Raw genomic sequence first — 12,222 nt, forward strand, 5'->3', positions numbered from 1 at the left:
CACCCGGCCGGTGTGCGCGCCGCGGGCCCCGCTTCGTCGTGGGGGCGTCGCCGTGGGGCGTCGCCGTGGGGCGTCGCCGTGGGGCTCGGTCGTCGTGCGCGGGCGCGCCGGAAAAGCCGTACGGGCCCGGCGGGGGGACGGCCGGGCCCGTACGGGCGCCACAGGAGGGGAAGGGTGATGTGGCGGGGCGGAGCGGTGGATCAGCGGGGCTGGACGTTGATGCGGTAGCCCTTGCCGGTGGAGGAGCCGCCGGTGACGAAGGTGCCGTCCAGCTGGTGGATCTGGAAGGCGAAGTCGAAGTTGGCGGTGGTGCGGCTGGTGACGGTGACGTTGGCCTTGAAGGTGATGGTGGAGTTGGCCTTGCCGTCGGTGCCGATGAGCAGCGCGGTGTCGGTGTCCGAGTAGGTGCCGCAGCCGGTCAGCTTCCACTCGCCGTGCGAAGCGGTCGTGGTGTTGTTCGGCGAGGAGAAGTTGACGGTGCCGGCCGTGGCGGTGGCGCTGCCGTGGTAGCTGCCGAGGAAGGTCTCCTTGGTGTTGTCGTCCACGACCCGCCAGCTGCCCGGCAGGGTCAGGCAGCCGCTGCCGCCCTCGACGGCGGCGTTCGCCGAGCCCGTGACGGCCGTCGCGGTGGCCAGCACGGCGATACCCGCGAATGCCGCGGCCTTGATACGGGTGCTCTTGCGCATGTCGGTTTCTCCCAATGGATTCGGAACGGGGGTTTTTGCTACGCGGGCCGGCGGGTGAACGCGGCGGCTTCAATTCCCATGATGGCCCGCCGAATTCCTGTGCGGTATGGGCCAGCTGCCGATACGTCAGGTTGAATTCCAGGCCGCCGTATCGGGCCAGCAAAAAGGCCCCTGTGCCGCACCCGGAACACGGGATGCGGCCCAGGGGCCGGACGCGCGGAGGAAAAGGGTCAGTCGATCTGCATGATGATGCGGACCGCCGGGTCGACGTTTGGCTGCTTCGGCATGGTGTCGACCACGATGCCGAAGTGCTCCTCGTACGCGGCCCGCAGCGCGGCGTCGTCGGCCAGCAGGACCGTCTCCTTGCCGTCCGCGGTGGTGCGGGTCAGCTCGCGGCCGTTGACGGTGACGCGGCCGTCCTCCTGCTGCTGGCAGGCGATGAGGTTGTGCAGGAACACCGAGTCCGGTGCCGTGCGGTACCACCACAGGGTCGGGTAGAAGTCCGCGATCCGTACCGGCCGCTCGTCGAGCCGGTACTGGACGTGCCCGTCCAGTTCGACGTGGAGGCCGCCGTCCTCGGGTTGCAGCACGCGGAAGTCGCCGTGCGGGTCCTTCTGCACCTCGTCCGTGCCGATGGGCAGCGGGAACCGGCTGCCCTTGCCGAAGCCCACGTCGACCAGCCAGTCCTGGCCGTCGACGTGGACCCGCAGCGCCAGGTGGCACAGCGGGGCGCCGAACTCGCCGCCGAGGAAGACCGCACCGGGGAGGATCTCCACCGGGAAGCCGAGCGCCTCCAGCAGGTGTCCGAAGGCCGGGTTCAGCTCGTAGCAGCCGCCGCCGCGCCGCCGGGTGACGATCTTCTCGTAGAGGAAGTCGCGCTCCAGGCTCAGCTCGGCGCCCTCCACGTGGTAGTCGATGTTCTCGAACGGCACCGACAGCACGTGCCGCTCCTGGAGGTGCCGCAGCGCGTGGATGTCGGCCTGCTCCGGCCGGCGCGCGCCGATGCGCTCCAGGTACGCGTCCACCATCGCTTCGCTGAGCATGTCGCCTCTTCTCTCCTCGTTCCCGGCGCTCGCCGTCATCGCGAACGTCGGCCGGTCGGCGGGATGTTGTGGTTCACCCGGAACACGTTCTGCGGGTCGTAGGCGTCCTTGACGGCCACGAGCCGGGCGTAGGTCTGCGCGTCGTACGCCGAGCGCAGGTGCTCGGGGGAGGACTCCAGGGCGCTGATGAAGCTGAGGAAGGGGCCACCGATGCGCCACGGCTCCATCGTGTCCATCAGTCGCTCCTGGAACTCCCGTACGTCCTGGATGTGTTCGGGCCACACCGGCGCGCCCGCGAACAGGGTGTAGGCGGTGTCGCGGTGCGGCAGCGCGTTCGGGTGCTCGGGCTGCCGGCCGAGCGCGCCGCCGAGGTGGCGCAGCTCGACGCCGGGGCGGACCGCGTCCGCGCCCTCCTTGATCAGCGGGACCAGGGTGGCGATGGCGGCGTCGTCCAGCTCGCGGATGCGCGTGGAGCGCTCGTAGTACACGGCGGGGACGGTCGGGTCCATGTTGATCTCGGCGACCCGGGTGTAGGGCATGTCCGCGACGGTGTCGAGCACGGGCTCGACGATCTCCCGCAGCGGGCGGACGAGCTCCTCGCCCTCCTCGTTCGAGCCGTTGAACGCGATCCGGATGTGCGCGAGGAAGCGCCCGCGGACCGGCTCCGGCAGCACGTCGATGTCCGGGAAGCGCATCACGGCGATCGAGGACTGCATCGCGTCCGGGAGGGTCCGCGTCCAGTCCCGCCACGTCGGCAGGATCTGCTCGATGTGCTCGCCGGGCAGGAAGAGGCCGCCGCCGTAGAGCCGCGGGACCGGGAAGAGGCCGATCTCGATGGAGGTGACCACGCCGAAGTTGCCCTTGCCGCCCCGCAGCGCCCAGAACAGGTCGGGGTGGTCCTCGGGGGAGACGTAGCGCAGCTCGCCGTCGGCGGTGACCAGGTCGATGTTCTTGACGTGGTCGGCGGAGAACCCGTAGGAGCGGCCCAGCGGGCCGAGGCCGCCGCCGAGCGTGTACGAGACCACGCCGACGCCCGGCGAGGCGCCGTTGAGGGGGGCCAGACCGAAGGCCGCGGCCTCCTCGATGACGCGGTGCCACTGGGTGCCGGGCTCGATGCGGGCGGTGCGGGCGCGCGGGTCGACGCGTACGCCGGTCAGGTTGCGGGTGTTGATCAGGATCGCGCCGTCGGCGGGCAGCGACGTGCCGTGGCCGGTCGCCTGGACCGCGACGGCGAGGCCGGCCCGGGCGGCGAAGCGCACGGCGGCGATGATGTCGGCGGTGCCGTCGGCGAGGACCACGGCGGCGGGCCGGTTCTCCGGCAGGATCCGGTTGAAGCCGAGCGTCTCCTCCTTGTACGCGTCGGTGCCGGGCAGCAGGAGCGGCCCGCGCAGCTCGGCGCCGAGTGCGGACAGGTCGGTGGCGGACACGGAGGTTCCTTCCTGTAACGGGTGGCTCACTGCGCTGCCTTGGCGGGGGCGCGCAGGCTCGGGAGGGTGAGGGCGGTCAGCAGGACCACGGCGCCGCCGATCCAGGCGACGGTGGTCAGCTGCACGTTGTCGACGACGAGGCCGCCGACGAGGGCGCCGAGGGCGATGGACAGGTTGAAGACCGACACCCACAGCGCGGAGGCCGCCTCCATCGCGTCGGGCGCGTACTTCAGCATCCAGGTCTGCAGGCTGACGGAGACGCCGCCGAAGGCCAGGCCCCACAGGACCAGCAGGGCGATGCCGCCGGCCTGGCTCTCGCCGAGCAGCGGGAACAGCAGCATCGCGGCGGCCAGCGCCACGATGATCACCGTCATGGTGCGGCCCAGGTTCTTCGCGACGGCCGCACCGGCGACGAAGTTGCCGACGATGCCGGCGATGCCGAAGCCCAGCAGCAGGACGCTGATCAGGTCCTCGTCGATGCCGGAGACCTGCTGGAGCATGGGGCTGACGTAGGTGTAAGCGGCCAGGTGGCCGGTGACGATCAGGGCGGTGGCGATGATGCCGGCGCGCACGCCCCGGTTGCCGAACTGGCCGATCAGCTCGCGCACGCTGACGGGCTGGGTGGCGGGCAGCTTCGGCAGCAGCACCAGCAGGGCGACGAGGACGGCGAAGGCGAGCACGCCGAGCGTGGCGAACGCGGTGCGCCAGCCGGCGAGGCCGCCGATCAGGGTGCCGATGGGGACGCCGAGGACGTTGGCGGCGGCGACACCGCCGAAGATGAGCGCGGTGGCCCGGGGCACCGCGGCGGGCTGGACCAGGCGGAAGGCGAGGCCGCCCGCGATGGCCCAGAAGCCGCCGATGGTGATGCCGACGAGCACGCGGGAGGCCAGCAGCACCCCGAAGTTCGGCGCGAGAACGGTGATCAGGTTGGCCGCGGCCATCACCGTCATCAGCCCGACCAGCAGGAAGCGGCGGTCCATCCGCCCGACGACCACCGGGATCAGCGGTGCGGACAGTGCTGCGACCAGGCCGGGCACGGTCACCATCAGGCCGGCGGTGCCCTCGGAGACGCTCAGGGCGGAGCCGACCGAGGTGAGCAGGCCGATCGGCAGCTGCTCGGCGGTGACCAGGGTGAAGATGCCGACCGCGACGGAGACGACGGCGAGCCAGCTCTTGGCCGAGGTGCGCTCCGCGGCCTGCGGCGGCGCACCGGTGTCCGCGGTGTCCGCGGTGTCGGCGGGTGTTTCGAGTGTTGCCATGGAAAGAACCTCATTCGTGTAACCGGGGGCGGGGGTCGCCCTGCGGGGAGGCGTCAGGGCGGCCGCGGGCAGGTCAGGTGCGCGGGACCCAGCCGGACTCGTCCCAGAACCGCAGCTGCCGGGCCTTCGACGTGCCGGTCACCTCGGTGATCCGCTCACCGCCGAGGACCAGCGTGCTCGGCGTGCCGGGGTCGAAGACCGGCCACTCGGGCAGACCGGGCCCGGCGGGCACGCCGTCGCGGGCGAAGGCGGCGACCAGGTCCATGAAGGTCTCGGACACGGTGCGCTCGGCGGGCCCGTCGTGGAACAGGGGAGTCGTCTCCGGTACCGGGTAGGTCGCGGAGATCGCGGCGGTGTCGGCGTACGTGCCGAACAGGAACGGCGAGGTCGCCTCGTGCGGGGTGCCGTGGTGCGGGGCGCGCACGGGATGGGCGAACTCCATCACGTACTGCGGGGACTTCCCGTGCCGGGCGTGCCGCTCGGACAGCCGCACGATCTGGTAGCGGAACAGCGCGTCGCCCCAGACCTCCGTCCACAGCGACAGCGGGTCCTGCGGGAGCCCCTCGGCCTCGGCGGCCTCCCGGTACGCGGCGATGCAGGCGTCCACCAGCTCGTCGGTCACCTTGGCCGCGCCCTTGTCCAGCACGCCGCGCACGGCCTCGCGCAGTTCGGCCGCGTCGGCGGGCGGCGGGGTCGGGGTCGGCTGCGGCGGGCAGGGCCCGGTGTAGAAGGAGCCCTCGGTGCGGGTGTGGATCGCCATCACCGGCACCTCGGGGGTGGGCAGCTCCCAGTCGAAGGCGCTCATCCAGCGGCCGTCGACGACGGGGCCGCGGAACTCGCGGCCGCTGCCGATCCCGCGGTCGCCGGGCAGCCCGCCGAACAGCTCCTCCCAGGCGTACATGAGGTCGGTGGCGGGGACCTCGCGCAGCCCCGGCACCGTCGTGCCGAACCGGCCCGCGAGCAACTCGTAGGCCCGGCGGGCGTCGGCAGGGGTCAGCGAGGTGGACGGGTCCCACACGTGGCAGGTGCTGATCGGGACGATCCGGCGGATGATGCCGCGCAGTTCGGGCAGGAGGGCCAGCTGCCAGGTGCTCGAACCGCCGGCCGAGGTGCCGGCGACGGTGATGTTGCCGGGGTCGCCGCCGAACGCGGCCGCGTTGGCGTGCACCCAGCGCAGCAGCGCCGCCTGGTCCTGCAGGCCCCAGTTGGCGAAGCCGCCGGTCTCCGGGTCGGTGAAGTCCTCGTGGAGGCCGAACCCGAGTGCGGCGAGACGGTAGTTGAAGGTGACGACGACCAGGTCGCCGCGGTCGGCGAGGCGCGCGCCGTCGTAGACGGGCAGGCTGCCGCCGCCGACCATCCAGCCGCCGCCGTGGATGTAGACCAGGACCGGCCGGGCCCCGTCGGCGCCGGTGCCCGGCGTCCAGACATTGGCGTACAGGGAGTCCTCGGAGCTGCCGGGGATGATCGGCTGGAGCGATTCGGGTGCGAAGGCGGTCGCGTCGCGGACCCCGCTCCAGGGGGCGGGCGGGCGCGGCGAGGCGAAGCGCAGCTCCCCGACCGGCGGCTGGGCGTACGGGACGCCCCGGAAGACGGAAAGCCGTCCGGCGCGCTCGCCGGCGACCAGGCCGGCGGTGGTGCGGGCCAGCACGTCCCCGGTCTCCGGTGCAGGGCTGTGGGCGGCGGAAGGTGCCATGGCCGTGAGTTCTCCATCGTCATCGGCGGGCGGGCAGTCACACCGACTCATCAAATGCCGCGTCGGATGACTCTGGACCATCCGATGCTGGTAAACGCGCGAGAGGGCGGCAACAAGCGGTGGGGCACTCTGTCAGGTGCTGCGTTGTCCGTCAGATCGACGGGACGGCTCGGGGTGGCCGTGTATTTTCATTCGGCGTACGCTGCCCGGTTCGAATGGTCAAGGAGAATGCGATGCTGGACGACGCAGAAGTGGCCGGATATCTCGATCGGATAGGCGCGAAGAGGCCCGGAAAAGCCGATCTGGAGGGCCTCGCCCACCTTCAGGAACGGCACGTCCTGTCGGTTCCGTTCGAAAACATCGACTACCACCTCGGCCGGGAGATCCACCTCGGCGAGCAGGCCATCGACAAGATCGTGCGGCAGCGTCGCGGCGGCGGCTGCTACGAGGTCAACTCCGCCTTCGGCGTGCTCCTGGCCTCCCTCGGATACACCGTGGAGATCCTCCCGGGCCGGGTGTACCGGCCGGACGGGCTGGGCCCGGCCATGTGCCACCTGGCGCTGCGCGTGACCCTGGACGGCGAGCCCTGGCTGGTGGACGCCGGCTTCGGCCGCAACAGCCGCCACCCCCTGCGCCTGCACGATTCCGGCCTGCAGAAGGACCCGCACGGCGGCTACCTCGTCGCGCCGGCGGAGGCCGGCGGGTTCGACGTGTCCCTCGACGGCAGGCCGCTCTACCGGGTCGACGACCGGCCGTGCCGTCCCGCCGACTTCGGGCCGACCCTGTGGTGGTGGCGGACCAGCCCGGACTCGCCGTTCCTGCAGGAGCTGTTCTGCTCCCTGCCGCTGGCCGACGGCGGCCGGGTCACGCTGAAGGACAAGCGCCTGGTCAGGATCGAGGGCGGCGAGCGCACGATCGAGAAGCTCGACACGGACGAAGCCCTTCTCGCGGCGTACCGCACCCACTTCCGGATGGAAATCGACGAGCTTCCCGAAGGCGACGGCGCGAACCGGGTCCCGGGGATCCGGCTGACCTGACACGGGCAGTTGACGGACTCGGCCGAATTGCGTGGACCGGCTCCCGCGGACCGGCGCACGATGCGAAGAGTGCGGCGTTACTCCGTACCCGGAAGGAGCATTGTGTCCACCGTTGACCCCCTGCTGGAATTTCCACTCGACACCCAGCCGGACCCCGACGAATTCCTGCGCGCCGCCCTGCGGTGGCATTTCTCCCCGGAAACGGGTGCGCCGTTCTGGCTGGAACGCGCAGGAACTCTCGGGTTCGACCCGCTGACCGACATCGGCGGGTTCGACGACCTGAAGAGGTTCCCCAACCTCGCGAACGAGCTGCGCGACGTGCGGGCCGAGGACCTCATACCCCGCGGCTACGGCGAGCGGCCCGACGTCGTCGGCGTCTACGAGAGCGGCGGCACCACCGGCGCCCCCAAGCGCATCGTCCTGCTCAAGGAGTGGCTGGACCGCCTGCTCGCCTGGAGCAGCGGCCAGCTCGACCGCCACGGCGTCCCGCAGGACGTGAACTGGCTGGTCGTCGCCCCGACCGGCCCGCACATGGTCGGTGACGTGATCAAGCGGCAGACCGCCTTCCGCGGTGGTCTCGCCTTCACCGTCGACCTCGACCCGCGCTGGGTGAAGAAGCTCATCGCCGACGGCAAGACCGCCGAGGCCGGCGCCTACGCCGAGCACATCGTCGACCAGGTGGCGTTCCTGCTCCAGACCCAGGACATCGGCGTCCTGATGTGCACCCCGCCGGTGCTGGAGCGCCTCGCGCGCCGCCCCGACCTGGCCAAGCTCATCGACGACAAGGTCAATGCGATCAACTGGGTCGGCACCCAGATGGACGCCGACACCCGGTACCTGTACCGCACCGAGGTCTTCCCGAAGGCCCACCTGTACAGCGGCTACGGCTCGACGATGATCCTCGGCAACGCCAGCGAGCGCCCCGGCCTGACCGACGACGACCCGTGCGTCTACGACCCGTTCGCCCCGCACATGGTCTTCGACGTCGTCGACCCCGAGACCCGCGGGACCGTCGCGTACGGCGAGCGCGGCCAGGTCGTCATGCACCACATCAGCAAGAGCCTGTTCATGCCGAACAACCTGGAGCGCGACTACGCGACCCGCGTGCCGGCCCCCGAGGGCGTCTGGCAGATCGGCGACTCCGTCGCGGACATCGCCCCCGTTCAGGAGTTCGACAACGAGACCGTCATCGAAGGGGTCTATTAATGAACGCCGGCCTGATCACGCTGGACGCGCTCGGGCCCGCCGGACCCTTCCGCGCGCGCAAGCGCATGACCGTCACCGACGTGACGGGTGCTCCGGTCGCCGAACTCAGCCTGGTGCCCAAGCTGTTCGTGACCCGCGCGATGGACGCCCTGCGCAAGGCCCGCACGATGCCGGCCGCCGAGCGGACCGCCGCGCTGGCCCGGGCGGGGCGCATCTTCGCCGAGGAGACCATCGACGGCCTCACGTTCGCCGAGTACGAGCGCACCGTCGCACGCGTCTCCGGGGTCCCGATCGGCGTCGTGCAGGCGGCGACCGCCGCCATCATCGAGGCCACCGAGGTGGCGCCGGTCGCCGCCTACCAGGCCCGGCCGACCGGTGCCGTGGACGACTGGCGGGCCGAGGAGACCCGGCGCGGCAGCGCCGTGTGGACCCGCAAGGGCGACGTCTTCGCGGTGCACGCCGCCGGCAACCACCCCGGCCCGCACTCGCTGTGGGTCGAGGCCCTCGCGATGGGCTACCGGGTGGCCGTACGCCCCTCGCGGCGCGAACCGTTCACCCCGCACCGCCTGATCTCCGCCCTGCGGGCCGCGGGCTTCGGCAACGACCAGGTCGTGTTGCTGCCCACGGACTACGAGGCGGCGGACGAGATCCTGCGCAGCGCCGACTACGGGCTGGTGTACGGCGGTGACGAGGTCGTCCGCAAGTACGCGGGCACCCGGGTGCTGCCGCAGGGCCCGGGCCGCTCGAAGATGCTGGTCCCGGCCGGCGTCGACTGGCGCGACCACCTCGACGTCATCATGGACTCCATCAGCCACCAGGGCGGCGTGGCCTGCATCAACGCCACCACCGTGCTGATCGACGGGGACCCGGCGCCGCTCGCGCAGGCCATCGCCGAGCGGCTGGCGGAGATCCCGAGCCTGCCGCCGGAGGACGAGAAGGCGGTCCTGGCGGTGCAGCCGGTGGAGGGCGCCCGCAAGCTGGAGAAGTTCCTGCTCGCCCGGGCCGCGGGGACCACCGCGCACCTCGGCGGTGACGGCATCGTGGAGGAGCTCGGCGACGGCAGCGCCGTGCTGCGCCCCGCGGTGCACCAGCTCGACCGGCCGGACGCCGACCAGGCCGGCATCGAACTGCCCTTCCCCTGCGTGTGGGTGGCCCCGTGGACGCCCGCGGACGGGATCGGCCCGCTGCGCAACTCGCTGGTGCTGACCGCGTTCACGCAGGACGAGGAGCTCATCGACGAGCTGCTCCAGGAGCCCACCATCAGCAACCTCTACCTGGGCGACCACCCGACGTACTGGATCCGCCCGGGCGTTCCGCACGACAGCTACCTCGGCGAGTTCCTGATGCGGACCAAGACCGTCATCCGCGACTGAGACAGCCCGTGAAGCACCCGTGAGTCCGGGCCGCCGTGCCCGTGCGCCCGCGCAGCAGGGCGTCCACGCACCAAGGGCCTGCGGTGGCCCGGACTCGCGCACTCCGCCCGCGCCACCCACCTCCCGAGAAGGAGCTAGTTGTCATGACCATGAATGGAACGGAGGGTTCCAGACCTGTGAGGCTGCCCAGACTCGACTCGCTGACCGGTCTCCGCTTCCCCGCGGCCCTCCTGGTCTTCCTCTACCACGCCTCCCTCGGAGTGCCGTGGATCCGGCTCTTCGAAAGCGACACCGCGAACGACCAGTTCGCCAAGTACGTCTCGCAGGCCGGCGCCCTCGGCGTGACGTTCTTCTTCGTGCTCAGCGGCTTCGTCCTGACCTGGTCGGCCCGCGAGAAGGACACCTTCCGCGCGTTCTGGCGCCGCCGCTTCGTCAAGATCTACCCGAACTACGTGGTCACCTGGGCGCTCGCCCTCGTCACGTTCGCGGCGGTCATGACCGAGCCCTGGCAGGCCGTGGTCAACCTGTTCATGCTCCAAGTGTGGGTGCCCGACTTCGCGACCAACTTCAGCGTGGACCCGCCCAGCTGGTCCCTCGGCGCCGAGGCGATCTTCTACCTCGCCTTCCCGCTGCTCATCCTGTTCATCAGGAAGATCGACCCGGCGAAGCTGAAGTACTGGATCGCGGGCGTCATGGTCGCCGTCTTCCTCACCCCGACGCTGACCTACGCGGTGATACCCGGCGGCGGCATGCAGATGCCCGGCGCCGACGGCACCTCCACCGTGCAGTACTGGTTCGCGTACGTCCTGCCGCCCGTGCGCCTGCTCGACTTCGCGCTCGGCATCCTGGTCGCCCGCGCCGTGATGACCGGCCGCTGGCGCAACATCGGCATGACCGCGTCGGCCGTCCTGCTCGCCGCCAGCTACGCGCTCGCCCTGAACGTGGAGCACCTCTACGCCCAGCGCGCCGTCACCCTCATCCCGATCGTCCTGATGATCGCCGCCTTCGCCATGCGCGACGCCGAGAGCAAGCCGACGCCGTTCAACGGCCGGTTCATGGTCTGGCTCGGCGAGATCTCCTTCGCCTTCTACCTGGTCCACTACATCGTCCTGGCCTACTCCAGGAAGCTGCTGGGCGAGGAGCTGTTCTCCACCCCGGTCGGCATCGCCCTGATCGCCGCGCAGGCCGTCGTCAGCGTGCTGTTGTCCTGGGCCCTGTACGCCTGGGTGGAGGCGCCCCTCACCCGCCGCTTCTCCACCTCCCGCAAGGCCAAGGCCGCCAAGGCCGCCGCCGCAGCCGCGGCCGCCGCCGGCGGCTCCACCGGGTCGGAGGACCGCAAGGTCGCCGAAACCGTCTGACGACACCCCGCACGACCCCGCCGCCCCACCGGCAGGCTCCGCCCCACCGGCCACCACGCCGCCCCACCGGAGCCCACCCCGCCCCACCGGAGCCCCACGCCGCCCCGGCCGGAATTCAGGACCGGCCGCCCGCCTCGCCGCCGCCCTTCGGGTCCCGCCGAACCCGAAGGGCGCCGTCGCGCCGCACCCCGGGCAGGCCTCACGAGCGACCTGTCCCAAGAAGCCCGTCCGACCCTTGCGGCCAACGGTGGTACCGCGGGTACCGTAGATACCATGGCCGATTCCTCCAAGGCGATGAACCTGCGGTTCCGTGATCCCAAGCAGCGTGAGGCCATCGCGGCAGCCGCGAGACAGGCCGGCGTCAGCATGCAGGAGTACGTACTCTCCGCCGCATACGAACGGGCGACCGCCGTCGAGGCACGCTTCCTGACCGGATTCAAGGAATCCATGGCCCGCAGCGGCGAGGCGTTCGCGGCCGAGGCCGGCGCGCTCGACCCCACCCCCGAGCAGCGGGCCGCAGAGGCTGCCGCACATGCGGACCTGGAGACCACCGGACAGGACCACGCAGCGTGACCCAGCCAGGACCACAGCACGCCGTCGACGTGTCGTTCCTTCTGCACGCCGCCGAACTGCTCCCCCACGATCCCCAGGTCGACGACCTCGGCCCCCTGTACGCTGCCGTCGCCCGCGTGAACGCCCGGGCCATGGAGCAGGACGTCTGCGGCTCCCTGTACCTGAAGGCGGCCGCCCTGCTGGAGACGCTGGCCCGGATGCCGTGCCTGGAACACTCCAACGACGCGTTCGCCTGGCACTCCTGCGAGGCGTACCTGGCCCTGAACGGCCGCGCGCTCGAGTACCCGCCCAAGGAGGCCGTCGCCTTGGTACGGGACTCCGCATCCCGACAGGCCGGGATCTTCCAGGTGGCCCGTCAGCTGCGCGCCTGGTCGACCCCCGACACGCGCTGACGGCGCCACCGGGTGTTGCGCCTTCGACGCGGGCGTGCACGAATTGCCCAGCCGATCTCCGTTCGGTCCCGGGGCGGGGGCGGGGGGGGGCGCGCGCCCCCCCCGCGGGGGGGCGGGGGGGGGGGGCCCCCCGCGGGGGGGGGGGGGGGCGCGGGCTCGCGAGGCGGGGGGCGGG

At 71.7% G+C, this 12,222-nt stretch carries 11 protein-coding genes; 6 read left to right on the forward strand and 5 right to left on the reverse strand.

All coding sequences use genetic code 11. The features are described from left to right. Positions 1-200: 200 nt before the first annotated feature. The 5 genes from ACFVGY_RS34040 to ACFVGY_RS34060 all read right to left on the reverse strand — a co-directional run bounded on the left by ACFVGY_RS34040 (position 201) and on the right by ACFVGY_RS34060 (position 6,108). Complete coding sequence (locus ACFVGY_RS34040; RefSeq protein ID WP_385685215.1) at positions 201-686, reverse strand: hypothetical protein; 486 nt, start codon at positions 684-686, stop codon at positions 201-203. A gap of 230 nt (positions 687-916) precedes the next feature. Then, a complete protein-coding gene (locus ACFVGY_RS34045; protein ID WP_385685218.1) occupies positions 917-1,729 on the reverse strand; it encodes an arylamine N-acetyltransferase in 813 nt (270 codons plus the stop codon). A gap of 35 nt (positions 1,730-1,764) precedes the next feature. Further along, the gene (locus ACFVGY_RS34050; RefSeq protein ID WP_385685221.1) at positions 1,765-3,156 is read right to left on the reverse strand and encodes an FAD-binding oxidoreductase; all 1,392 of its coding nucleotides are present in this window, start codon (positions 3,154-3,156) and stop codon (positions 1,765-1,767) included. A gap of 26 nt (positions 3,157-3,182) precedes the next feature. Beyond that, a complete protein-coding gene (locus ACFVGY_RS34055; protein ID WP_385685224.1) occupies positions 3,183-4,415 on the reverse strand; it encodes an MFS transporter in 1,233 nt (410 codons plus the stop codon). A gap of 73 nt (positions 4,416-4,488) precedes the next feature. After that, positions 4,489-6,108: a carboxylesterase/lipase family protein gene (locus ACFVGY_RS34060; RefSeq protein WP_385685226.1), complete on the reverse strand. Its 1,620-nt coding sequence runs from the start codon at positions 6,106-6,108 to the stop codon at positions 4,489-4,491. A 233-nt stretch (positions 6,109-6,341) separates the two neighbouring features. On the opposite strand from ACFVGY_RS34060, the gene ACFVGY_RS34065 reads away from it, so the two are divergent. The 6 genes from ACFVGY_RS34065 (at position 6,342) to ACFVGY_RS34090 (ending at position 12,047) form a co-directional block, all read left to right on the forward strand. Beyond that, positions 6,342-7,145 carry an arylamine N-acetyltransferase gene (locus tag ACFVGY_RS34065; RefSeq protein WP_385685229.1) on the forward strand — a complete coding sequence of 268 codons (804 nt, stop codon included), beginning with the start codon at positions 6,342-6,344 and terminating at the stop codon, positions 7,143-7,145. Positions 7,146-7,247: 102 nt separating this feature from the next. Beyond that, positions 7,248-8,351, forward strand: a complete 1,104-nt coding sequence (locus tag ACFVGY_RS34070; protein ID WP_385685231.1) for a phenazine antibiotic biosynthesis protein — start codon at positions 7,248-7,250, stop codon at positions 8,349-8,351. Continuing rightward, entirely contained in the window at positions 8,351-9,724 is a 1,374-nt protein-coding gene (locus ACFVGY_RS34075; RefSeq protein WP_385685234.1) for an aldehyde dehydrogenase family protein, read from the forward strand. The genes ACFVGY_RS34070 and ACFVGY_RS34075 overlap by 1 nt, the downstream gene beginning before the upstream one ends. Before the next feature lie 143 nt (positions 9,725-9,867). Further along, positions 9,868-11,082 (forward strand): acyltransferase family protein, encoded by a 1,215-nt coding sequence (locus ACFVGY_RS34080; protein ID WP_385685237.1) that lies wholly within the window; start codon positions 9,868-9,870, stop codon positions 11,080-11,082. Positions 11,083-11,355: 273 nt separating this feature from the next. Beyond that, the gene (locus tag ACFVGY_RS34085; protein ID WP_385685240.1) at positions 11,356-11,655 is read left to right on the forward strand and encodes a hypothetical protein; all 300 of its coding nucleotides are present in this window, start codon (positions 11,356-11,358) and stop codon (positions 11,653-11,655) included. Beyond that, complete coding sequence (locus ACFVGY_RS34090; RefSeq protein WP_385685243.1) at positions 11,652-12,047, forward strand: fic family toxin-antitoxin system, toxin component; 396 nt, start codon at positions 11,652-11,654, stop codon at positions 12,045-12,047. Before ACFVGY_RS34085 ends, ACFVGY_RS34090 begins: the two co-directional genes overlap by 4 nt. The last annotated feature ends 175 nt before the right edge of the window (positions 12,048-12,222 follow it).

Origin of the sequence: Streptomyces sp. NPDC127106, assembly GCF_042677605.1 — a bacterium.
GTDB lineage: Bacteria > Actinomycetota > Actinomycetes > Streptomycetales > Streptomycetaceae > Streptomyces.

What these genes read in the sequence shown, in the direction of transcription:
- ACFVGY_RS34045 (WP_385685218.1), bottom strand. Translation starts at nt 1,729, where the DNA reads ATGCTCAGCGAAGCGATGGTGGACGCGTACCTGGAGCGCATCGGCGCG.
- ACFVGY_RS34080 (WP_385685237.1), top strand. Translation starts at nt 9,868, where the DNA reads ATGACCATGAATGGAACGGAGGGTTCCAGACCTGTGAGGCTGCCCAGA.
- ACFVGY_RS34085 (WP_385685240.1), top strand. Translation starts at nt 11,356, where the DNA reads ATGGCCGATTCCTCCAAGGCGATGAACCTGCGGTTCCGTGATCCCAAG.
- ACFVGY_RS34060 (WP_385685226.1), bottom strand. Translation starts at nt 6,108, where the DNA reads ATGGCACCTTCCGCCGCCCACAGCCCTGCACCGGAGACCGGGGACGTG.
- ACFVGY_RS34065 (WP_385685229.1), top strand. Translation starts at nt 6,342, where the DNA reads ATGCTGGACGACGCAGAAGTGGCCGGATATCTCGATCGGATAGGCGCG.
- ACFVGY_RS34075 (WP_385685234.1), top strand. Translation starts at nt 8,351, where the DNA reads ATGAACGCCGGCCTGATCACGCTGGACGCGCTCGGGCCCGCCGGACCC.
- ACFVGY_RS34040 (WP_385685215.1), bottom strand. Translation starts at nt 686, where the DNA reads ATGCGCAAGAGCACCCGTATCAAGGCCGCGGCATTCGCGGGTATCGCC.
- ACFVGY_RS34055 (WP_385685224.1), bottom strand. Translation starts at nt 4,415, where the DNA reads ATGGCAACACTCGAAACACCCGCCGACACCGCGGACACCGCGGACACC.